Consider the following 23,083-nt stretch of genomic DNA (forward strand, 5'->3'; position numbering starts at 1 on the left):
AATGTTGCAATAATCAAAAGTAGTACTAAACCAGTAAACATATATATAACATATTTCTTTCTATCTACACCCTTTCTTAATTCCCACAATCCTATTGTTATGAAATATAAACCTATCAATGAAATAATTACGGGTAGCATAACAAAAATAATCATCTATTGGTCCCCTTTTATTATTTGTTTTCTTCACAGCTCATAGTTCATATTAACATAATATTCCAAATTAACATACGATTTTCATGCTTATAAATAAAACAACTGCCTAAAAAAAGGCGCCTTAATCCTGCATGGATCAACACACCTGTTGGTTTTTTTATTGATTTGAACACTATATTGGTTCTTTTATTATTTAGGTAGATTGAGTTGCCACGAAACTCCAAAGCGGTCATTTAGCCAGCCAAACTTCTTACTGAAACCATAATCTCCTAGTGGCATAAGTGCTTGTCCACCATCGTTCAACTTCTGATAAAGATTATCAAGTTCTTCTTCCGTACTACAAGTAACAAATAGTGAGAACGAAGGTGTGAAGGAAAACTGATGTTTGATATTACTGTCGATGCACATAACTTCTTGACCTTTTAAAGTGAAGGTAGCTTGCATCACAGTTCCTTCATCTCCACTTTCGTTTGTACCATATCGAACAATATTCGTAATTGAGGAATCCTCAATCAAAGACGTGTAAAAATTCATTGCTTCCTCTGCTTTGCCATCTTGAAACATTAAAAATGGTGTGACCTTTTCCATTATGTATCTACTCCTTTTTGTTGTATCTCTTTACTAATTATAATTCAACTTATATTATAATACCCATTCTTTAACTTACCTGCCGATTCTCCCTGCCAAAATCATAAAAATTGATTGTATGATTTAATCGGCTGTCTATCTGTTTTGAGCTTCCATGAGTTCATATATTTTACGAACCGTGTTGACATTTCTTACAGTTACTTGCTTGTAGATTTTTGTTCCAATGATCTTTGACATTCCACTTTTGTTTGCATTCTTCTTTTCAATGGACCATAAAATCGCGCCGGGTACATATTTCACCGTATCAATCGTTGGTTTGATGACCAAATTCTCAAGTACAGTTTTATCATCAATTTCATCCCATAAAAACATGACATCACTTTTCATGTCTTTGTCATTTTTCCATGTAACAGGAATTGCGTGAATGATTCCTCTGACATCATCGATACTTCGAACGACTACTTTAATTCGTAATCCGAAATCGTCATGGATGGCTTCTTCCAAAATACGTGATAGCTCCGTTTTTGATTGGTCATTAGATGAAAAAATAATATTACCTGTATTGATGTAGGTCACCACATCCTTCATCCCGACTCGTTCAAAGGTTTGTTTAAGCACCTTCATGTCAATTTTATTGTTTCCCCCCACATTAATTCCACGAAGAAGTGCGATATAAACCATAACAATCTTCCTTTCGACTTAAATACTCATTTGTTCAAAACCCATTATTTCTCCCATAGCTCAATCAATCTACCTTCTGGATCTTTTATCCAAATAAACGCACCATAATCATTAGTCTCTTTATTCTTTTCGAGGGGTACACCCATTTGTTCAAGATGCTTAATAGACTCGTCTATACTATCGACTTGGAAATTTAACATTACTTGCTGCTCTGGAGGAAAATAAAGGTCATCTTCAGTAAAGAAAGAAAAAATCGTCTCATTTCCTGATTGGGGTTTTATAATTGTCCCATTCCAACCTTCAAATTCTAAATTCAAAACCTCATTGTACCATTTTTTGATTGCATCTACATTTTTAGTTCTCCAAAAAATTCCTCCGAAACCTTTTATCATCATAATAAACTTGCTCCCTTCATTAAACTGTTTCGTTTGTTAATTCATTTCAACATAAAGGTGCTTTAATCCTTCTTGGAACAGCGAACCACTTTTTGTCGGCACCTAAAAAACCCGCTAACAACAGGGTTAACAGGTTTACTAAAATAAATTCTAGTTGCTATAACGTAAATGTAATCCAATACTAAACATACCTAGCATATTAAATAGAAGACTCCCTTGGCAAGCGGACCTTAATTAATTCTGCAAAATATTCCGCACCAATTTTTAGGATCTTATCATTAAAGTCATAGCTCGAGTTATGAAGCGGAATATTTCCCACACCTTCAGAATCATCACCATTCCCTATAAAGACAAAACAACCAGGAACCTTTTCTAAAAATGCACCGAAGTCTTCAGAAGCCATCCACGGTTGACAATTTCCATCCACATTATTTTCGCCAACGACATTTTTGGCTGCTTGTACTGCAATCTCAACACATTCTTCCCAGTTCACGGTTGGTGCGAATTCATGCGTATATTCAAATTGACACTCCGCTCCATTTATTTTGCATATTCCCTCACTAATTGTTCTCATTCGTTCCTCTAGTAACTTTTGCACCTCTGGAGTATTACTTCTCGTATCTCCTTTAATCACTAAATTTGTTGGTATCGCATTGCGAATCCCATCTGTGATAAATTCAGTACATGAAATGACCGCAGGAACATTTGGGTTCATATTACGGGATATAATCGTTTGCAAAGCAAGAACAATTTCTGATGCAATCACGATCGGATCTTTCCCCACATGGGGACTTGATGCATGTGAGCCTTGACCTTTAATACGGATTATAAAGTTATCCTCACTTGCCATAATTCCTCCTGCTCGAGTAGAGATGGCTCCCGCTGGCATCCCGGGCATGTTGTGCATTCCATAAATCTCATCTACTGGAAAACGATCGAATAGCCCATCTTTCATCATGGCAAAAGCACCTTTCCCCGTTTCTTCTGCGGGTTGAAAAATAAATCGAACCGTCCCATTAAAATTTTGGCGCTCCGTTAATAGCTTGGCTGCGCCCAATAGTGTAGCCATATGTCCATCATGACCACACGCATGCATTTTACCTGGATTTTTAGAGGCGTATGGATGTTGTCCCACCTCTGTTAGATTAATAGCATCTATGTCTGAGCGAATCCCAATGATTCCTTTCCCTTCACCCACTGTCAGATTAGCAACGATTCCAGTACCACCAATATTTCTGTGAACCTCTAATCCCATATCCGTTAGGACTTTAGCTAAAAAATCAGACGTATTTCTTTCTTCAAATGCACTTTCTGGATGCGAATGAAGATAGTGCCTCCACTCAATAAGCTGTTTTTCAAAATCTTCGTTTTTCATCGTAATCGCACTCCTTTTATAAATCTATTAGACAGATGGATAGGCCCCATCCCATACAACTTTTCGATAATGATCGGGATCCGTGTCACCTTCAGTGCTGATAATCAAAATTTTCGAATCTTGATTAAGGTTCAATGCATGTTTCATATCTATAAGCCTGCTATTTTCAGCTACTAAACTAACCAATCCTATACCCACTGCTGCACCAGATTCGCCGGATACAATACGAGGGTCACAGCCTAATGGGTTGGCAAGAATTCGCATACCACGGGCGGCTGCGTAGTCTGGGCAAGAAACAAAACTTTGAGCATAATCTTTTAAAATACCCCAAGAAGTTTTACTTGGTTCACCACATGCTAAACCTGCCATAATCGTATCCAATGCACCCGTTACGGCATGTGGTTTCCCGTCGCCAACTCTCATAGATTGGTATAAACAATCCGCTTTATCTGGCTCTACGATAATTGTCATTGGACGTTCTTCTCCAAATTTCTCGACTAGATATCCGAGCATACTGCCTGCAAAAGAACCTACTCCGGCTTGTAAAAATACATGAGTGGGCCGATCATCAACTTCAGCAATCTGCTCCATTGCTTCATCTATGATTGTGAGATACCCCTCCATAATCCAAGCAGGAATCTCTTCATATCCATCCCAGGCCGTATCCTGTACCAAAACCCAACCATTTTCTTTCGCCTTTTGGCTTGCCAACCTCACCGTATCATCATAGTTTAAATCTGTGATTGAAGCCTCTGCACCTTCTTTACGAATATTCGTTAATCTGATTTCTGAAGAACCTTTTGGCATATATACGACAGATTTTTGGCCAAGCTGGTTTGCAGCCCATGCAATTCCTCTTCCATGATTTCCATCCGTTGCTGTAACAAAAGTAATGCCACCCAATTCCTCTTTTACTTCTTTACTCCTTAATTTTTCAAAAGATAGTTCTGAAATATCGACGTTTAATCGTTCTGCTAGATATTTACCAACCGCATAGGAACCACCTAATACTTTAAAAGCATTCAGTCCAAATCGATAAGATTCATCTTTAACCCAAATATTGCGAACTCCAAATTGTTTAGATAACTCAGCTAAGCTGTGAAGCGGCGTTACTATATATTCTGGAAAGCTTTTATGAAAATTTCTAACCTTTTCAACTACTTCCATATTCATAAATGCTGCAGATGCTTTCTCTGAATCTGTCTTTCTTGTATTGTCATTTATAAAATATTGAATTTCTGTTTTTAGATTTGTTAAATTGGCCATTTTTAATCTCCTTTTATCTTGTTACCTGCTAGTTTACTTACTACATCAAGTAATACATTGGCTCCCGCTGCCAAGTCTGTATCTTTTGTATATTCTTTAGGATTGTGACTAATACCATCGACACTTGGTACGAAAATCATAGCAGAAGGACAAACACTGGCCATCATTTGAGCATCATGCCCCGCGCCAGATGTCATTCGTTTTGCTTTGAGTCCACGTCCCTCAGAAACCTCCTCTATCAATTTAACGATTGTTTCATCGAATGTAACTGGTTGAAAACGTACTAGTTGTTCAGATGTAATGGAAACTTCTTCAGAGGCTGCTAGTTCTTTAAGATAGTTTGCAAGTGCTTGTTCTTCTTCTATCAGTCTATGTTCGTTCGGATCTCGTAAGTCAACAGTGAATGTGGCAAGTGATGGAATGACATTCACAGCATTTGGCTTAAATTCAATGGTTCCCACAGTGGCAACCGTTTGCCCATTAGAAGCGTCCGCACGCTCACGTAGATAGGTTATTACTCGTGCTGCCGCAAGCCCTGCATCACATCGCATATTTGTTGGTGTAGTACCCGCGTGATTTGCCACACCTTCAATCGTAATTCGCTGCCAAGATATGCCTTGAAGATTCTCAACCGCACCAATTGGAATACCCATTTTATCCAGAATTGGCCCTTGTTCGACATGTAGCTCTATGTATGTGTGCGGCTTCAAAAAGCCAGGTTCCTCTGCACCGGCATATCCAATACGTTCAAGTTCCTCTCCCAAAAGGGTGCCATCCGTACCTACCGATTTAAGCGCATCATCAACTGAAAGACCGCCAGCATAGACAAGTGATCCCATCATGTCAGGCTGATAGCGCACTCCCTCCTCATTGGTAAATGCTGCGACTGCAATTGGACGGGCAGGAACAAAACCATTCTCCTGTAACGTTTTTATGACTTCAAGTCCTGATAGGACTCCATAACATCCGTCGTACATACCCGCATTAATAACGGTGTCGATGTGCGACCCTAGCAAAATGGGTGCTTCATCCCTATTTTCTGAACCACACCAAATTCCAAAGAGATTACCGATTCTGTCAATTTTAATTTCCAATCCTGCTTCCTTCATCCAATTCACTAATTGATCACGTCCAGCCTTATCTGCATCTGAAGCAGCTAGTCTTGTTCGTCTGTTATTATTATCCAGACCAATTTGGCTAAGTTCTTGAAGTTGGTTAAGCAAGCGTTCCTTGTTGATTGACAGATTTATGTTCGTAATCATGTTCATTTCCCCTTTCAAAATGTTTAGTAGAATAAAAGTAAATCAGTTGATTTTTGGCTAATCAGATTTAAAGATGTAAGTATAATGTTATAATAATTTAAGAATTATTAGAAAAATACCATTATTGAATAAAAAAATATAACTATATTGAGGTGTTCGGTATGCAAGTGAAAAACTTCATGATTGATGAAAGTTTAAAAGAACTAACCAAACATCATACAGTCGTTATGCCAATTGCATGTTATCAAACGACCATTACTCAAAATATACATGGCTATATTCCACTACATTGGCATGATGAAATTCAATTTGTGTTGATTGTAAAAGGAGAGGCAAATTTTCAAGTGAATGACGAGTTGATCGTTGTTCGAGAAGGTGATGGACTTTTTATAAATAGCGGATGCCTGCACATGGCAGAGGATAAAGATCAGTCGGGTTGTGTTTATATTTGCTTAAATGTTTCTCCGTCCTTTGTTTTATCACAAGAACTCTATACGACATATGTAAAACCTTATATTCAAGCGACGAATTTACATTACTTATATATAAGTGCAAATAAGCACTGGGGGAAGAACATTTTAGATGCCATTTTAAAAATCTATCAGAGTATTGAGCAAAAGACCCCATACTATGAAATCGATATTACCCAGCAACTAGCATTCATTTGGAAAAACTTAATTGATAGCGGTTTTAGTCTAGAATATGTTCAGACAGAAATCGTAAAGAGTCAAAGAATGAAGCAAATGTTAAGTTGGATTCATCAGCATTATGCAGAAAAAATGATGTTAGAGGATATTGCAAGAGCTGGTCAGCTGAGCCGTTCTGAATGCTGCCGATTTTTCAAGCGATATTTAAAATGTACCCCCTTAAATTATGTGATCGATTATCGTATTCATAAGAGCTTATATCTCCTCCATCAAGGTGATTCTACGATTACCGAAGTGGCTTACCAAGTTGGTTTTAATAGTACAAGTTATTTCATTACTAAATTCAGACAAGCGATGAACATGACGCCTTTGGCTTATAAAAATAATAAAATGCAGTAAGACGGGTATGTCTATTAAACTCTTTTAATATAATTTCACACCTGCAAAAAAAATCCTTACTTCCTGCATTGAAGTAAGGATTTTAGTGAAGTTAGCCCTCGAGTAATTTCATATAATATAATATTTCACCATTCTCCGTTTCTATTATTATAATTCCAGTATCTCCGTCATTCGAATCATACAGGGTTGTTCCCTTAGGTAACTTGGTTGCTGAGAAATTAGTAAAGAACAGAGAAGAATTTGTTACTTTTTTGATTTCCCCAATTTCTTTTCCTTTTTGAAATTTACTCTTATCTTTCTTAAACCACTCAAGATCAGTGACATTATTGTACATAAAACCATTATATTTTAAAACATCCGCATCATGATTCTGTTTCAGAACATCTCTCGCAGTCACTTTACCACCATCCGCACTACAACTAACAAGCAAAATGCAAGACACAAACGTAAATAAAAATAGAATAACTGATTTTCTCATGACCTCACCCTTTTTTATGTAGACGGTAATGATCCATCAAAAGTTACCTCTTCAATGAACCTATTGGCTTTATAGCACCCTTATTAACGCTTTAAATCTTCTTCTATAGAATTCTTTTTTAGAATATAAAATTCTCTAATAAATGCACCTAAAGACAATGAACTTAAAATAACGATGAATAACCATACAACTCTAACAAAGTTGGATGGGGAAAAAATAATTTGGATACTGCCCGATATAATAAAAATCCCAAACAAAATGAATCCCATTATTAACTGTTTTTTTACCCTATTCCCTTTCATCTTTTATCCCCCCCATTATTAAACATACCAGCTTCGTTAGTGGAACAACAAGAAAAACTATCGTGACAGAAACTTTTCTCATAATCAGCCTTGATCTTAGCAACCATACTACATTAGATACGTAATTGTGGACAAAATATATTAAATTTGACACTAGAATAAAGGGGCTTTTAATATGAGTAAATTTATTTTCATAATTCTCCTTGCATTTTCACTTCTATTTTCTACTCATACAAATGTACAATCAATAACAAAGCCAACGCAAGACTCTGAGGAACTTAGGTTACAAGACATGCTAATGCTTTTCTTAACACCACATATCATCGAGACAGTCGGTGTATATTATTACCCGCATGTATTAAATTTCAAGCCCTACGTTGTTCCTTGGAAAATAGAAGTGATTCACACTAGGAGAGTAAATAGCTTTCGCGGTTTTCTTTTGGAGATAACATTAATAGTCGAACCAGTAGAAGGCGGCATAATACCCCAGTGGGCAAGGACAGAATAACGTATCAAATCAGTGTCGGACCTTCGGTAACCTAGAAACATATGAATTGCCCCCAGATTTAATACAGTAATTGTGTGGTTACTGATCTAGCTCGCCTCGTTATCTCAATAAGTAAGTCGGTAAAAGTCTTAAACTATCTACTATCGTGACGACCCACAAATCGAACTGCTTAATACATGCTTTGTCTATTTTTGATAATACTAAAATAATTAAACTATCCAAGGTAGTGTGATTAAGGTGTCCACTGAAGAAATTACTCATAGAATGTTAAAAGTGTTTTCTAATTACAATGATGCAAACAACACACTTATAAATACATGGCAAGATATTATCTTCCTTACCCCTCTGTGGTGGTTGGGGATAATACTTGGTTTATTACCTTGGATTCTATGGGTGAGATTTCACAATAAAAAATACACTGGCGACCTATTTAGGGCTGGATTATTTATGAGTCTTATCTCTGTCATTCTAGATTCAGTTGGGGTCCAATTAGGATTATGGATGTATCCATATGACGTTTTTCCTTTTATCCCAGGATACTTCCCCTGGGATTTAACGCTGCTACCAATTTCAGTTATGTTATTAATTGAAATAAAGTCAAAGTTTCCGCCCATATTAAAAGGGGTAATATTCGCTACATTATCAGCATTTATAGGTGAGCCTCTGGCAGCTTTATCTCAAATATACGAACCGATTAAATGGAAACCCTATTTTTCATTTCCTATTTATATCGTTCTTTTTCTGCTTTCAAACGTGTTTGCAAAAAGTAAATTATTCAACACAAAATATCACTTTTGAAAAAGTTAGTCGGGGTAAAATCTATTTTCAACATTGAAAGTGTTCCTATTTCTTAATTTGCTTTGAACTGCGTACTATATTATAAAAAACTGAAAAACTTGAATGCAGCAATATGTACATGGTAATAAATAAACTAAAAGTAATACCCAATTATGGAGGTATAATAATTTGACTAATCCATTAGAGTCAGTAATTGCCATAATTAAGAACTTTATTGATGAGGAACCCAAGCCTCCTTTACATGTTGGTGAAGTAATGGACTTATGGACAGCATATACTGCGTTCAATGAAGCACATGTCCTTTATCAAGTTGGACTAAATACAACAACCGATACAGATTTAAAACATGCCTTGCAATCTGCCTATAATTCAAGCAATGCAGATTCTAAAAAAATTGAACATTTCCTAATGAAAGAAGGAGTTCCTTTACCAAGTTTAAGCTCACCAAAGCCAGTATCAAAAGCCGATTCCGTTCCAGAGGGGGTAAAACTAACTGATAGTGAAATAGCAAATTTAATAGCTGTGAAAATAGGTGCTTCAATTACATTTTGTGCCCAAGCCATGAGTAAAACGGTTAGGACGGATGTTGGTTTATTATTTTTTGAGATGCAGGTAAATCTCATGAGATACGCTGCACCATTTAAAAACCTTATGAAACAGCGAGGCTGGCTAAAAGTCCCACCAAAATATACACCACCTGGAGCTCCAGAAAGATAATTCATCTTATTTATAAAAAACACTGGCTACTATTTTTTTCAATTAGTCTAGTGTTTTTTTTAATAGGTTTTTACCTGCGCTATTAGTGCTTACTCCGACAAAGCATAGTTTTTCTTATTAGGTCAGTCTCGAATTATATCCTTTACCCAGCTAATTCCCTCATTAACAAATGCTCCTGTTGGATTTGTATGGGGTGTATGTTCAAAAATAAAATACACACCCGAACTTTTCGACAGCTCATAAATTAAATCCCTTACCTTAAAATGTGAATTGTCTAGCTCATGAGATGGGTGAACAGGTACCCATATATATTTTTCATGATGAAACTCTACATTGTGCAAATGAACGACCTTTATATGCTTTTTCCACTTCTGTATATAATCTAACACCTTATCACCAGTCGCTAATAAGTAATCCCCTATATCTATGCAAAGTTTGATTCCATACTTGTCCCAAACCTCAAACGGAAAATGATCAAGAGCTCTTATTCCAAACGCTGATTTATTAAAACCTAGTTTCGGTTCACAAACAATCGGTATCGAATATCTTTCCTGAAGAATATGTAATCTTTTTAATCCATTTTCGATCATTTCAGTCGTATCTTTGTCTGTTTCTTCTTTAAAATAAGGGAAGTGAACTAAAATATATTGAGCCCCTAATTGGGACATATATTTAACCTCAGATTCAAACTGTTTCCAAGCCTGTTCCGGTTCATACTGAACTTTTTCCAGCAAATCATATTTACTCTGATTTCTATACAAAGGGGAATGAAGTCCAAATGTTACATTATTCTTATGTAAAAGTTCTAAGAAATGTTGTAAAGACTCTTCGCTCGGAAACTCACCGATCTCAATATGACTTACATTCTCATTCGTAAATAATAGAGGGAATTTATCAGTTTCTGTCATAATTACACTTCCAGAAAGTCCTATACAGTTATTCATTTTTTCCTGCCCCCTCCTCGGTAGTTAATGCATATTTAATATTGTTTTAGAATCTTTTGATACCTACTATGTCCATCGGTTATACCAACTAGTTCAAAGTCATTGTTCTTATAAAAGTTATTTAGTTTACTATTATCTGCAACACAATCTAACTTGAGATATTTTTTATCATTTACATTTTCTTGTATCCAAGTCAAAATACTTTTACCTACACCTTTCTTCATATAATTAGGTATTATTGCAATTCTATGTAGATAAAGAGATTCTGTAGATTTATCACATCCCCAGATATGCCTATCCCATTCGCTTTGTTTAGATAATAGTGTGAAGGTAGCCACTAATTCCATATCTTTCAATACAATATATGTTTCTTGATCATGAATACCTTGTTTAATCTCTTCGTCATCACCACCATCTAATAGATACCTCCATTGGTTTATTCCGTTCTCTTTCATCCATTGAGCTATTTGCTTTAACATTTTAATAATTTCACTACTTTCGTCATTTGTAGCAATTTTTATTGTAAAACCTTCAACGTTTTCCAATCTCAGTGTTACCTCCGTTTAAATTACTTTTTTATTCCTTATAAAACCAACAAACTTGCCCGTCTTTTTAGTAGGTTTTTGAATTGTACTTTTAAACATGAATTGGTAAATAAATCTGTACTTCTTCTTCACCTTCACCTATAGGGTGATAAGTCTCGATTATATAAGAATTGAGGTCTCTTTTATATCCTTGTTCTGATGCCCAATTTAATAAATTCAAATGAAGTTCTCCCAATTTTGAGATATTCCCTCGTGTTGTTATGTAATGATTAGTTGTCTCTATATATTCCATTCCTGTAGGTACGTCATTTGATTTCTCGCTCACAATTAGCCCTACATAATAATGGCCTATCTTATGATCTTCATCCTTTTTAGGCTCAAATAATGCGATTTCTGTCTCCGTTAGATCTTTAATTTCTCTTGAGCGACTTAATAGTTTTTTCGCAAGTAAGGGTACTTCATTACCAAAGTTAACAAACTCCCCACTCCCTTTTATTCCAACAAGCTTAAATTCTTTCTGAACCATCATAAACGACATCTAAACCTCTCCTAACCCAATTAAAATTCCAGATTGTTCTAATTTTACATATTCAATAAAAACTCCTTACTTCCTGCATTGAAGTAAGGAGTTCATTCTGATTTATGCAGCTGTTATTCATCGAAACTGTACAAACCAATGAAAGTGATGGTGGACCAGGTGACTTCGAAGCTCATCACTTTCCTGTTTTTAGGAGGTTGGTGGTGCTCCAGGCGTTTTATTAAGCAATCTCACATCCTTTTCCTAATCAAAAAAAAAAATCACAGGTCTCACTCACCTGTGATTTTTCTCTAATCTAATCGATTATAAGTCAGAAATCATTCCACCATCTACTACAAATTGAGCTCCTGTTGAGTAGCTTGAATCATCCGAAGCAAGGTACACCACTAAATTTGAAACTTCCACTACTTCTGCTCTTCTTCTAAGTGGAATATCTTGTTCTAGTTGTTTTAGATATTCTTCTACATCAGGTTGATCCGCCATAGGTGTTTTGATAATTCCTGGATGTACAGAATTTACACGGATGTTATATTGGCCAAGCTCAGCAGCTGCACCTTTTGTCATACCCGTTACCGCATGTTTAGAAGCACTATATGCAATAGCCGTTGGTGCACTCACTAAACCATCGACAGATGAAATATTAACAATGGAACCTACACCCGCTTTTTTCATTGAAGGTAAAACTTTTTGCATTCCAAGAAATACACCAAGCTCGTCTACTTTAAATGTTAATTCGAAGTCTTTTACAGTTAGTTCTTCTAATGTTTTGAAGATACCAATACCTGCGTTGTTTACTAAGACATTGATTGGACCAAATGATTCTTCTGTTTTTGCGACAACTTCAATCCAATTCTCTTCACTTGCCACATCTAGTTTAAGAGCAATTGCGTTTTCCCCTAATTCATCTGCAAGTTTTTGTGCACCTTCCAAGTTAAGGTCAGTAATTGCTACTTTCGCACCTTCTTCCACGAATTTACGAGCATGCATAGCACCCATACCTTGTGCTGCACCAGTAATGATTGCAACTTTACCATCTAATTTACCCATTATGTACCACTCCAATTTCGTAAAAAATTAAAATCAACTTATCTTTCCAAGTCAAAACTATTATTCGGTTACGAACTTTTTTTTACTCTTTTAATTTTTTCGAGTATAGAGCCTGTCCCTACATGTAATCTGAGGGCAGGCTCTGAATTCAATTTTGCTTTTTTAACAGTTTTTAATATTTCACCCCATGCCCAAGCTTATACACATTGCCGTCACTGTCTTTATACGCGTAAGTCATTCCGGCTGGCATGTATTTGTCTTTGTCATATCCTGGTACGTCATTAGGAGATACACAATCGCCATTTTGGTAAACAGCAATGACTTCTTCACTTGCTGGTAAGGTTAATGGTAAGACTCCAGATGGCTTGTGGTTCCCTGTAATCACTTCAAGCTGTGCATTGTAGAATGTATCGTATCCTGCAACTAGTGCGTCTGCCATTGGTTCTACATTTCCTAAAATCCAAGGAAGAATAATATTGACACTCATCACGACTTTACCACCGCGGCCATGTACACTGTCCACTACTTCTTTTAGATGGTCTAAGCCACTTAAAGTAGTCTCTTGATACAATGTCCCATCGATCGCTGAGTTTACTTTATCCTCACATATATCAAGCTCAAGTAAGCCTGGTGTTGCATTAAAGTATGAACCCGATTTTGGTTGTAAGAACAGAATCGCTGTGTCAGCTTCTTCATGGTTGTCTGTTAACGTGAACAATCCAAGTTCTTTCGCTTCATTTCTCGCTTTTTCTGTATAAGAAGTCGCTCTTTCTTGCTCTTTATGGAACACTTCAATGTACACCTTTTTTCCATCCAGCTTGTCCGCTGTGAGTGGCAAGGTTTCGTTTGAATTTTTAAGTATGGTCACTGATTTTTTATGCGCTTCATATGCAGCATCCCAATGTGCCTTTGTGCTGACAACCTCAGTTGCATTTGCTGGGTCATTGTATGTGCGGTCATCAAATAGACCTAAAGCGAACATTTCTGTTAAGAGACGTACATTGGACTCATCGATTCGTTTTTCACTGATCCAGCCTTTACTAATCGCTAATTTCAGATTTTCAATATCATTCGTATCCGCAATCAAATCGGTACCGGCATTAATCGCTTTCGCAAAGCGTTCTCCTTCACTGCTCTTTTCCATTCCCCAACTCATGTTATTAATAATTCCACTATCACTATTCACATAGCCCTTAAATCCAAGCTTTCCACGAAGGATATGGTCAATGAAATAACGATTAAACGTAAATCCAACCTCTTCAAATGGGATTTCTTCTCCTTCAAACTCCTGAACCACACTCTTCTTAATACTTGGAATTGAGTAGTACGGCATGATGGATGATGTTCCATGTTCTGCCGCTGCTCTAAATGGTGGTAGATGGTATTTTTCTAAGCTGCCCGGAGTTGGGTATAGATTCCATTTTCCTTCCTCATAATGAGGATCAAAGCCATTTTCTCTCGCTCCCCCACCAGGGAAATGCTTCGTTGTCATCGCAATACTATCTTTTCCTATTGTCTCTCCTTGGAACTCATCAAGGATACGACCGATTACATCGGCAATAAACTCTGGATCTTCTCCAAACGTTCCATACGTACGTTGCCATCTTGGATCTGTCACCACATCTGCCATATACATATAGCCTTTTCTTAAGCCAGTCGCATTCCATTCTTTTCGGGCAATACTCGCAAATTCACTAATAAGGGAAGCATCGCCACCATTTTCGATATCGCCCTTTGCGGCCGCTGCCAATCCTAAAGTTCCTGGCCATGTTGAGAAGATTCCGATTGCATCATTCATACCGAAGACTGCTTCACCATTCTCATTTCTTGAGTTCGATGCAACGATTATAGGAATCCCTAAGCGTGTTCCTTCCGCTACTTCATTCATCGCGTTAACCCATTCCGCCATCTCAGCTGGAGTGAAGTTATCTCTTAAAATGAAGTGTCTTAGGTGTCTGTTTGCAATCGTATGAGTCGTTCCGTAAACCTTGCTGGTAGCGAAAATCGTTTCTCCTCTTTCGATAATACTTTCATCTAGAACGCCGTCATGGCTTGTCTTGCTTTTATCTTCCTGGGCAAGTCCCATTTTCCTAGAATTGATCAGCATCATACCAATTTTTTCATCGATATTCATCAAAGAAACAAGATTCTCTGCACGTTCTTTCGGGCTTAAACGCCAATCTTCATAAGGATCCAACTTGCCGTTGTTATTTAAATCTTTAAATTTCAAACCTTCATGTTCAATCAGTTTCTTCGTTCTTACTTGTAATTCTGGTTGCTTTTGCATGTAACTTCCTCCTCATAGGGTTCATTAAGTTTCAACCATCGGTTTTTGCTATGCATCAAGTCTCATAACTTCATCATCATTTGCCTCAACATTACCCGATTTCATTGGTTTCACTTCTACATACTCTTCTGTATTGGTAATCACGATTGGTGTTTTCAGATCATATCCTGCTGCTTTAATCTTTTCGATGTCAAATTCAATAAGGATGTCGCCTTTTTTCACTTCATCCCACTGTTTTACATGGGAAGTGAAATATTTGCCTTTCAACTGAACCGTATTTTCACCAATATAGATTAAAATCTCAGCCCCACCATTTGATGTAATTCCAATCGCATGCTTACTAGCGAATAATGTGGTTACGACTCCATCCACTGGAGAAATGATAGCCCCTTTTGTTGGTTCAATGGCAATCCCCTTCCCTACAACTTCTGTTGAAAAAAGTGGATCTGCTAATTGATTTAATGGAACGATTTTACCCGTTAATGGACTTGCAATGATTTCTTTTTTTACATTTCTTAACCCAAATACTTTATTTGTCTTTTCAACAACTGCTAGGTCATGCTTGCCTTCATATCCAAATACCATCGTTAGCATCATGGCGATTAGTAAGGAAGCGAACACACCTATTGCGAAAATTCCGATTGGTGAAAATACAGGAATTGATAAGAAACTTGGGAGTGCAAATGCGGTTGCTGATACTCCTAGTGCTCCGTTGATTGCCCCACCTATAGCTCCAGCTATCCCAACGTATAACATAGTTCGTTTGTAACGGACGAGAATACCATATGTGATAATTTCGGTTGTCCCTGCTAAAGCACTTGGGAGAAGCCCTGACCCAGCAAGTGTTTTCAATTTTTTATCTCTCGTTTTAAAGAATACGCCAAGCCCCATACCGATTTGGGCAAATGGTGCCGCTGCTGCCATTGCGATAATTGGATCAAGACCCGTTGCACCAAGATTGGCAATGGCGATTGGAATAACTGCCCAATGAAGCCCTAAAATTGTAAGGAAAGACCATGCCGCTCCTAATACAGCTCCTGTAACTAATCCGCTTTGATCACTTAAAAACTGAATAATGAATGCTAATCCTTGACCAACATACGTCCCAAATGGACCAAAAATAAGAATCGTTAATGGTACGATAATCAGTAAAGAAATCATCGGATTGATAAACATCTGTAAGTCTTTATAAATCACTTTTTTCAAGATTTTATCTAAAAATGCATAAATCGATGCAGCGATTAAAATCGGAAACACGGTCGATGAATAACTAGCCAATAAAACCGGAATCCCTAAGAATGAAACATCCTGTGCCTGTGAAGTGACTAAACTCACATAATTTGGTTCTAATAATGCTGCCCCAATTGCTGCTCCCACAAATCCATTGGCCCCGAGTTTGTTTGCCATTGTAAAACCGAGGAAGATAGGAAAAAAGTAAAAAACAGCATGTCCTGCAGCAGAAAGAATCGCGTAGGTACCGCTTTCAGCGGAAACCCAACCTAATGACTTTAAGATGGACAATAAAGCTGTGATTAAGCCTGATCCGGCTAGCACTCCTAAAATGGGTGCAAAACTTCCACTAATTGCGCCTAATAGTTTATTTACGACTGTTTCCTTTTTCTCTACAGTAGTATCATTGTTTTTCAAGGTCATGTCCTCCTAGTTGTGATTTCTTTGCTGAGTAAAAATTCTATTTCAAATTCATCATAGAGGAATAAAAAGACGTAGGTTCACACTAACTATACAAAGTGTCTAGTACCTCTATTAAAATCTCCCAAAGACAGGGCTTTCATTTACAAAAAAATTCTGCCTAGATAAGGCTTTCATTTCCTCTAAGACTTCTTTTTTTTTAGATTATAGTGATATAATATCAAGGAATTACATGAAATAAATTGTTATTTTTGCTGATAATATTGTATATCTTGCTATTGTAAAAGGAGCATATTATGAAAGAATCGACATTTATGCCAGTTTTAAATGAAAATTTTGAGGTTTATTATTGGAGTAATAAATATAAATCCCATGATTGGGGCAGAAAGCCTGACAAATCTTTAGAAAATTATTCTGAAATCGAGCCTTTATTCCGCTTGCATAGTCATGACGCAATGGAGATTCTCGTATTCTTAGGTGGAGATTGTGAATTTTTTTGTGAAGGACAAATTTATTCACTAACCAAAGGGGACGTTGTCATCATTCCCCCGTATGCTGTACATAAAGCAGAAGTAAGTGATTTCGACAACTATGAAAGAATCGTATCGACCATTAGCAAATCATTATTGGCTGATTTCTTATCGATTTCTCCTTTCATGAGTGATAGCATCATCCATCATAAAACGCAGGGTTCTTACGTCGTCCATCTTCACACCAAAAATTTGAAGGAAATTCTCTCGCTCTTCCAAGACATCAGTAATCGCATAAAAGGGAATAGTGACCCTTATTCATTTGCATCCCATTATTTATTATTTCGAGCGATGGAAATCATCTTAAATCCAGCTAGTAGTGAGCCCATGAGTAGTCTAAGCAGTGCGTCTGATCAACGTCTACATGCCATTCTCAAATACATTGAAGAACATTTGACGGATTCAGAAATGAATTTAGACAACGTCTCAAGTCATTTTCATTTAAACAAGTATTATTTTTCTCATTACTTTAAAGAAAACATGAAAGTACCCTTTTATCGTTATGTATTATTGAAACGACTTGCTACCGCCGTTGCCTTAATCAAACAAAATGAGCTCTCAATCGAAGAAATTGCCACCAAATGTGGGTTTCAAGACTACTCTAGCTTTTATCGACTTTTTAAAAAGGAATATAATGTATCTCCAAAAAACTTACAAAAGGAGTTTAGGAAGTAATTCACTTGTTTAGGGAAAAGCAAAACGCTCAGAAACCTGAGCGTTTTTTGTATAGAGATATGATTTTTATGTCGCAGTACATTTTGTAAATTAGAAAAAATAAAAAGACCTTCAAAAGCCTTTATCTACTTCTTACAAGTAATTCAACTGCTTCTTTTACAAGTTCCTCTGTGCTTTCCCCTTTTCCATCAGCCGTACGTACACATTCAACCAGATTAGAACTAACCGCTACTCCAATTGTTCGATCAATAGCTGTACGAGCGGCGGAGAGTTGAGTAATAACGTCTTTACAATCTTTGTTTTCTTCCATCATTCGTAAAATACCGCGTAATTGTCCTTCAATACGTTTTACGCGGTTCTTTATTTTCTCATCATATTCCATGTAAATTGCCCCTTTCATCGTGGGGTTGATGATTCCCCTATTTTTATGCCAATTCTTCGTTAAATTTATATGAATCACTCACTGTGTATGCAGTCACTTGGAATCCTTTACGTTTTAAAATACGAATTGCAACGTTTTTCTCTAGTCTATTTGAAGCCACAATATGAACCTTTTTTTCTGGTATTTCATAACAATACCTTTCCAAATAGGCAACAGGAATATTAATAGATTTCTCGATTACATCTTTGTATGATATATTGTAGTCTCTTACATCTATGACCTCAACATCCGTAAAATTTACTTTTAATGTTTCTTCACAGTGTACACCCACTACTGGGAAATACCTCTTATATAATTCCCATAATATAAATAGTATCAAAAGGAAAACCAATAGCAATAGATAACAACCCCTAAATGGAATAAAATGAAGGAAACACTGTATAACTATTATATACCCATAAGGGTATATTGTCAATCAACCGACTCACCCTGTGCTTAAACAAAAAACGAAAAAAGGAGGGCCGCCCCTCCTTTCTGTTTAGAATATTTTCTGTAGCAATATAATGACTCCTACCAGGAGCCAGACAAGTACTCCAGGTCATATGGGCGGAATGCCCTTAACCTTTGAGACTTTGTTAGTTTTAATTCCTCAGGTTCCATTACCACAATTTTTAGTGGGTTTATCCATTTTATCACCCGATTTCATCTTTGTTTTAAATATACGAACCGTACTATTTTAAAGAATATCCATCCAAATCTTCACTGCAGTTCCAGCAATTAAGATGGCAAGGATAATTTGTAACACCTTTGTATTCATCTTCTTCCCTGCAATTGCACCAAGTGGAGAGGCAATTAAACTTGCCACGATCATAATTACTGCTGGTACATATTCAATTTGTCCTGTCGTGATTTTACCTACAGTCGAACCAATTGATGAAATAAATGTAATTGCAAGTGAAGATGCGATTGTCATTCGGGTTGGAATCTTTAAGACAACAAGCATGATCGGTACAAGTAAAAATGCGCCGGCTGCTCCAACTATTCCAGCTCCAAGCCCTACGATAAAGGCAAGCGCAGCTGCTAGCCATTTATTAAACGTCACTTGATCAAACGGAACATCGTCCACATTCTTTTTCGGAATGAACATCATGATCGCAGCAATTAACGCTAACACACCATAGACAACGTTAATACCGCCCTCTGACATAAACTTAGATCCAAATCCCCCAACAAAACTACCGACTAAAATACTAATCCCCATATAGAGAATAAGTGTTTTATTTAAATAACCGCCCTTACGATAAGCCCAGACACCACCGATGGTCGCAAAAAACACTTGAACAGCACTGATACCGGACACCTCATGGGCACTAAAAGCTGCTAAACCAAATAAAGGTGGAATATATAATAGCATCGGATATTTAATGATAGATCCACCGATTCCTAACATTCCTGAGATATATGAACCAATAAAACCAATTAGAAATATTGTAATGATAAATGCAAAATCCATCGTATTTCCCCTCTCTATAGAAAAGGGAACCCACTAATGGTTCCCTCGTAATATTCATTAACTAACGTACCGCACAACGGTTTGGTCCGATTTCCATTTCGCGTTGTTTTTCTTCATCAGGAGAAATTTTCCCCATGTTTGTTTCACGAATCTCTTGATATGCATTTGGTTGTGGTGGTAGATTTTCTGTTACGATTCTTCTAAACTCTGCTTCGTCCGTAATATTTAGACCATGGTTTTTCGCAAATAGTGTTCCAAGTTTTTCAGATACACTTCCATCTTCATTTAATTCGTCAATAATCATGAAGTGAGCTGGCAAAACCACTAGTTCATCAGATAATTCTCTGTAACGGTTATAAAGCGTTTCTCTTAGATCTCCTACCCAATCTTGCGCTAAACCAGCAAGGTCTGGTCGACCGATTGAATCGATGAATAGAATATCTCCAGAAAGTAAGAACTTCTCATCCACAACGAAAGAAGTAGAACCAATTGTGTGACCTGGAGGATACAAGGCATGAATATTGATTGTCGTATTACCAATTGTCACGTCTTGACCACCTTCTAGAGCTGCGTATTCAAACGTTACTTCTGTAGCATCTTTTGGTGGTAACCAGTAAGTTGCATTTGTGGCTTCTGCGATTTTTCGTCCTCCAGAAATATGGTCAGCATGTAAGTGAGTATCAAATACATGTGTAATTTTTGCAGACTTGCTTTCGGCAAAATCAAGGAAGATATCAGTCATACGAGTGGCATCGATAATCGCTGCTTCACCATTTGATACAGCCATGTAAGATAGACAGCCTTTTCCGATACGAACGAATTGATAGATTTCGCCACCATCTTTTAAGTCGCCAACTTTAACTGGCTCTAAATGCTCACTCCACGACTTCATTCCACCTTTAAGGTAAGAAACTGTAAGTCCTGCTTCAGAAAGCATATCGGCTACCATGACAGATGAACCTTCTTTAGCACACACCACTAAGATATCCTGATCTTTCGGCAGCTTTTGAAGGATTCCCTCAACTCCGTCTAGTAATTCAAAGTAAGGAATGTTTAAATAGTCGAAGTTTTCACCTTCAATTTTCCAATCGTTAAAATCACTTTCATTACGAACGTCTAAGATAAACAATGTTTCTTCATCGAACACTTTTTTCGTAACATCTTTTGCAGTCATTACGTTAACAGCCATTATCAAAATTACCCCCTATGGTATATTTTTGTTTAAAAAAATTTATATTTTTTATTTTGTAATATTTGTTGTGTTACCTGTCCAATTGCTCATTCCAGGAACGACATTCTTTACGTTCACAAATCCATTCTCAGTTAACTTTTGTGACGCTAAGTCACTTCGACTACCAGTACGGCAAATCACATAAATCTCTTTCTCTTTATTTAATTCATCAAATCTATCTTCTAATTCTCCTAATGGTATAGAAATTGCTTCCGGAATATGATTAAATGCAAATTCTGCTGCTTCACGAACATCAAGAACAAGAATATCCTTTCCAGAAGAAATAGTAGCCTCTAGAACTTCGTTTGATACTACATTGGGATGTTTCTTTTCTACAACTTCATCCCCGCTAGCTTTACGTATATAATGTCTAAGTACATCGCCCTCTTCAAGAGTACCAAGGTATTGATGTCCCGTACTCTCAGCCCATGCTTTAAGATCTGCTTTTGAACCCTTATCAGTTGCTTGGACCTCTAGGACCTGACCGCCCTCTAGATTATTCATTGCTTTTTTCGTTTTCACGATTGGCATTGGGCATGCTAAGCCTTTTGCATCCAATACAAAATTCGTTTTTAATGACTCCATCATTATTCCTCCCAATTATATTTCCTGTAGACATATATGCAAGGAATGCATATATGTCATGATATTTATTTGGATTACCAATACCCGTTTAGGTATTATAATAACTAAAAAAATAATTCAACTTTATCTTCCCAAAAGAGCATTCCGCCCTTCATGATGATCACTTTGAATCATTGTTTTTCAAGAAATACATTTAGATAAACAGATTCACATTTCCATCTTCAGCATCTGCTAAATATGCTGCAACACCTGCTAATTCAACATTTTCTAGAAGTTCTTCTTGTTTAAGTCCAAGTAAATCCATTGTCATTGTACATGCAACAAGCTTTATATCCTGCTCTTGCGCCATTTCAATAAGCTGTGGTAATGGTAGTGCATTGTGCTTTTTCATAACATCTTTAATCATTTTTGGCCCCATACCTGCCATATTCATTTTTGAAAGTCCTAGTTTATTTGCACCTCTAGGCATCATTTTACCAAACATTTTTTCAATGAAACTTTTGTCAGATTTAATTACTTCATCTTTACGTAAGGCATTTAATCCCCAAAACGTATGGAAAATGGTTACTTCATGATCATACGCTGCTGCACCATTTGCAATAATATAAGCAGCCATTGCTTTGTCATAATCCCCGCTAAATAATACGATCGTTGTCTTTTTTCTCTCAGTCATTCTTTTTCCTCCCCGTTTTCTTCAAAGTTATTAGCCTTTTTTAATATAAAAGTAAAGAACACCATTTTCTTCTTTTGATTCAACTACTTCATGTCCAGTAGATGCTGCCCATGCTGTTAAATCATTTTTTGCACCTTTGTCAGTTGCAAGAACCTCTAAGATTTGTCCTGACTCAAGATCATCAATTGCTTTTTTTGTTTTTACAATAGGCATTGGGCAAGCTAACCCTTTTGCATCTAACACTTTATCTATATTCATGTAGATAACCTCCAAATTTCGTTTTTACCTTTACCCCTATGGGTATAATCTTAACTAAAATAAAAATGGGTGTCAACCCTGTTATTTACTTAATTATGATTCAAACTTCAAATGCTGCTGTTGTGATAAATATCACACTACCCATACTATACCCTAATGGGTATCTTGTCAACAAATAAAATAAAAAAGTTGGATGCATTTTTCATATACACCCAACTATAGCTATTACACGCTTTTTTCAATACATCGTATTAGTCTTTCTTCAATATCTTTAGCTATAGTCTGTATCTTTTCATCGTTCATCATGGTAATGAGTGAGGTCGGTCTTGGCATTCCGATATTTGTCTTTTCATTATCAGTATAGACCACTATCTTACATGGCAGGAAATAACCTGCCATTAAGTTTTCACTAATTACTCTATACGCTTCATGGGGATTACATACTTCAAGAACTTTAAAATCTTTTTGAAAATCAAGACCTTTTGATTGCAGTTTTTCCTTCAAATCGAAATTCCACAACACACCGAATTGTTCCTCTTTTAAATTGTCCTCTAGGCTTTTTATCGCTTCTTCCAGATTCTTATCCGTTGTTACCGTATAATCAAACATCCTGATCTCCTTTATTCATTAATTTCAATCATCAAAGTCATCCTT

General features: G+C 36.7%; 27 protein-coding genes. 5 read left to right on the forward strand and 22 right to left on the reverse strand.

Features of this window, described 5'->3' with window-relative positions; translation table 11 throughout:
- Positions 1-344: 344 nt before the first annotated feature.
- From ACFSFW_RS10645 to ACFSFW_RS10670, 6 genes are all read right to left on the reverse strand, one after another.
- Entirely contained in the window at positions 345-743 is a 399-nt protein-coding gene (locus ACFSFW_RS10645; RefSeq protein WP_388037926.1) for a VOC family protein, read from the reverse strand.
- A 135-nt stretch (positions 744-878) separates the two neighbouring features.
- On the reverse strand, positions 879-1,424 hold the full coding sequence (locus ACFSFW_RS10650) for a DUF1697 domain-containing protein (protein WP_388037929.1): 546 nt from the start codon (positions 1,422-1,424) through the stop codon (positions 879-881).
- A gap of 44 nt (positions 1,425-1,468) precedes the next feature.
- A complete protein-coding gene (locus ACFSFW_RS10655; protein WP_388038178.1) occupies positions 1,469-1,816 on the reverse strand; it encodes a VOC family protein in 348 nt (115 codons plus the stop codon).
- A 202-nt stretch (positions 1,817-2,018) separates the two neighbouring features.
- A complete protein-coding gene (locus ACFSFW_RS10660; RefSeq protein ID WP_388037931.1) occupies positions 2,019-3,194 on the reverse strand; it encodes a M20 aminoacylase family protein in 1,176 nt (391 codons plus the stop codon).
- A 27-nt stretch (positions 3,195-3,221) separates the two neighbouring features.
- Positions 3,222-4,460 carry a diaminopropionate ammonia-lyase gene (gene dpaL / locus ACFSFW_RS10665; protein ID WP_388037934.1) on the reverse strand — a complete coding sequence of 413 codons (1,239 nt, stop codon included), beginning with the start codon at positions 4,458-4,460 and terminating at the stop codon, positions 3,222-3,224.
- Positions 4,461-4,462: 2 nt separating this feature from the next.
- Entirely contained in the window at positions 4,463-5,722 is a 1,260-nt protein-coding gene (locus ACFSFW_RS10670; RefSeq protein ID WP_388037937.1) for a Zn-dependent hydrolase, read from the reverse strand.
- Positions 5,723-5,883: 161 nt separating this feature from the next.
- Here ACFSFW_RS10670 and ACFSFW_RS10675 point away from each other — a divergent pair, with 161 nt between their 5' ends.
- Positions 5,884-6,768, forward strand: coding sequence for an AraC family transcriptional regulator (locus ACFSFW_RS10675; RefSeq protein ID WP_388037940.1), 885 nt, complete (start codon positions 5,884-5,886; stop codon positions 6,766-6,768).
- A 91-nt stretch (positions 6,769-6,859) separates the two neighbouring features.
- Here ACFSFW_RS10675 and ACFSFW_RS10680 read toward each other — a convergent pair whose 3' ends face one another.
- Positions 6,860-7,246, reverse strand: a complete 387-nt coding sequence (locus ACFSFW_RS10680) for a hypothetical protein (protein WP_388037943.1) — start codon at positions 7,244-7,246, stop codon at positions 6,860-6,862.
- A gap of 83 nt (positions 7,247-7,329) precedes the next feature.
- Positions 7,330-7,548: a hypothetical protein gene (locus ACFSFW_RS10685; protein WP_388037946.1), complete on the reverse strand. Its 219-nt coding sequence runs from the start codon at positions 7,546-7,548 to the stop codon at positions 7,330-7,332.
- A gap of 175 nt (positions 7,549-7,723) precedes the next feature.
- On the opposite strand from ACFSFW_RS10685, the gene ACFSFW_RS10690 reads away from it, so the two are divergent.
- The 3 genes from ACFSFW_RS10690 (at position 7,724) to ACFSFW_RS10700 (ending at position 9,571) form a co-directional block, all read left to right on the forward strand.
- Positions 7,724-8,056 carry a DUF3888 domain-containing protein gene (locus ACFSFW_RS10690; RefSeq protein ID WP_388037949.1) on the forward strand — a complete coding sequence of 111 codons (333 nt, stop codon included), beginning with the start codon at positions 7,724-7,726 and terminating at the stop codon, positions 8,054-8,056.
- Positions 8,057-8,293: 237 nt separating this feature from the next.
- Positions 8,294-8,854 (forward strand): CBO0543 family protein, encoded by a 561-nt coding sequence (locus ACFSFW_RS10695; protein ID WP_388037952.1) that lies wholly within the window; start codon positions 8,294-8,296, stop codon positions 8,852-8,854.
- A gap of 168 nt (positions 8,855-9,022) precedes the next feature.
- Positions 9,023-9,571 carry a DUF3231 family protein gene (locus tag ACFSFW_RS10700; RefSeq protein WP_304217063.1) on the forward strand — a complete coding sequence of 183 codons (549 nt, stop codon included), beginning with the start codon at positions 9,023-9,025 and terminating at the stop codon, positions 9,569-9,571.
- Positions 9,572-9,693: 122 nt separating this feature from the next.
- Here ACFSFW_RS10700 and ACFSFW_RS10705 read toward each other — a convergent pair whose 3' ends face one another.
- The 6 genes from ACFSFW_RS10705 to ACFSFW_RS10730 form a co-directional block, all read right to left on the reverse strand.
- The gene (locus ACFSFW_RS10705) at positions 9,694-10,515 is read right to left on the reverse strand and encodes a TIM barrel protein (protein ID WP_388037955.1); all 822 of its coding nucleotides are present in this window, start codon (positions 10,513-10,515) and stop codon (positions 9,694-9,696) included.
- Positions 10,516-10,550: 35 nt separating this feature from the next.
- Positions 10,551-11,060, reverse strand: coding sequence for a GNAT family N-acetyltransferase (locus ACFSFW_RS10710; RefSeq protein ID WP_388037957.1), 510 nt, complete (start codon positions 11,058-11,060; stop codon positions 10,551-10,553).
- Positions 11,061-11,151: 91 nt separating this feature from the next.
- Positions 11,152-11,598, reverse strand: a complete 447-nt coding sequence (locus ACFSFW_RS10715) for a GyrI-like domain-containing protein (protein ID WP_388037959.1) — start codon at positions 11,596-11,598, stop codon at positions 11,152-11,154.
- A 303-nt stretch (positions 11,599-11,901) separates the two neighbouring features.
- Positions 11,902-12,645 (reverse strand): SDR family NAD(P)-dependent oxidoreductase, encoded by a 744-nt coding sequence (locus ACFSFW_RS10720; RefSeq protein WP_388037962.1) that lies wholly within the window; start codon positions 12,643-12,645, stop codon positions 11,902-11,904.
- A gap of 172 nt (positions 12,646-12,817) precedes the next feature.
- The gene (locus ACFSFW_RS10725; protein WP_388037965.1) at positions 12,818-14,932 is read right to left on the reverse strand and encodes a glycoside hydrolase family 3 protein; all 2,115 of its coding nucleotides are present in this window, start codon (positions 14,930-14,932) and stop codon (positions 12,818-12,820) included.
- 48 nt (positions 14,933-14,980) lie between these two features.
- Positions 14,981-16,579 carry a glucose PTS transporter subunit IIA gene (locus ACFSFW_RS10730; RefSeq protein WP_388037968.1) on the reverse strand — a complete coding sequence of 533 codons (1,599 nt, stop codon included), beginning with the start codon at positions 16,577-16,579 and terminating at the stop codon, positions 14,981-14,983.
- A gap of 299 nt (positions 16,580-16,878) precedes the next feature.
- Between ACFSFW_RS10730 and ACFSFW_RS10735 the strand changes: the two genes are divergently transcribed.
- Positions 16,879-17,787: an AraC family transcriptional regulator gene (locus tag ACFSFW_RS10735; RefSeq protein WP_388037971.1), complete on the forward strand. Its 909-nt coding sequence runs from the start codon at positions 16,879-16,881 to the stop codon at positions 17,785-17,787.
- 121 nt (positions 17,788-17,908) lie between these two features.
- On the opposite strand, the gene ACFSFW_RS10740 is transcribed toward ACFSFW_RS10735, so the two are convergent.
- From ACFSFW_RS10740 to ACFSFW_RS10775, 8 genes are all read right to left on the reverse strand, one after another.
- Positions 17,909-18,169, reverse strand: coding sequence for a metal-sensitive transcriptional regulator (locus tag ACFSFW_RS10740; RefSeq protein ID WP_388037974.1), 261 nt, complete (start codon positions 18,167-18,169; stop codon positions 17,909-17,911).
- Between the two features lie 43 nt (positions 18,170-18,212).
- On the reverse strand, positions 18,213-18,566 hold the full coding sequence (locus tag ACFSFW_RS10745) for a rhodanese-like domain-containing protein (protein ID WP_388037976.1): 354 nt from the start codon (positions 18,564-18,566) through the stop codon (positions 18,213-18,215).
- 339 nt (positions 18,567-18,905) lie between these two features.
- On the reverse strand, positions 18,906-19,682 hold the full coding sequence (locus ACFSFW_RS10750; protein ID WP_388037979.1) for a sulfite exporter TauE/SafE family protein: 777 nt from the start codon (positions 19,680-19,682) through the stop codon (positions 18,906-18,908).
- Between the two features lie 61 nt (positions 19,683-19,743).
- Complete coding sequence (locus ACFSFW_RS10755; protein WP_388037982.1) at positions 19,744-20,871, reverse strand: MBL fold metallo-hydrolase; 1,128 nt, start codon at positions 20,869-20,871, stop codon at positions 19,744-19,746.
- Positions 20,872-20,922: 51 nt separating this feature from the next.
- Positions 20,923-21,498: a sulfurtransferase TusA family protein gene (locus tag ACFSFW_RS10760; RefSeq protein WP_388037985.1), complete on the reverse strand. Its 576-nt coding sequence runs from the start codon at positions 21,496-21,498 to the stop codon at positions 20,923-20,925.
- Between the two features lie 193 nt (positions 21,499-21,691).
- Positions 21,692-22,171 carry a DsrE/DsrF/DrsH-like family protein gene (locus ACFSFW_RS10765; protein ID WP_388037987.1) on the reverse strand — a complete coding sequence of 160 codons (480 nt, stop codon included), beginning with the start codon at positions 22,169-22,171 and terminating at the stop codon, positions 21,692-21,694.
- A 30-nt stretch (positions 22,172-22,201) separates the two neighbouring features.
- Entirely contained in the window at positions 22,202-22,429 is a 228-nt protein-coding gene (locus ACFSFW_RS10770; protein WP_388037990.1) for a sulfurtransferase TusA family protein, read from the reverse strand.
- 225 nt (positions 22,430-22,654) lie between these two features.
- Complete coding sequence (locus ACFSFW_RS10775; protein WP_388037993.1) at positions 22,655-23,038, reverse strand: DUF302 domain-containing protein; 384 nt, start codon at positions 23,036-23,038, stop codon at positions 22,655-22,657.
- Positions 23,039-23,083 lie beyond the last annotated feature (45 nt).

Source organism: Ferdinandcohnia salidurans, from assembly GCF_042680725.1.
Classification (GTDB): domain Bacteria; phylum Bacillota; class Bacilli; order Bacillales; family Bacillaceae_L; genus Ferdinandcohnia; species Ferdinandcohnia salidurans.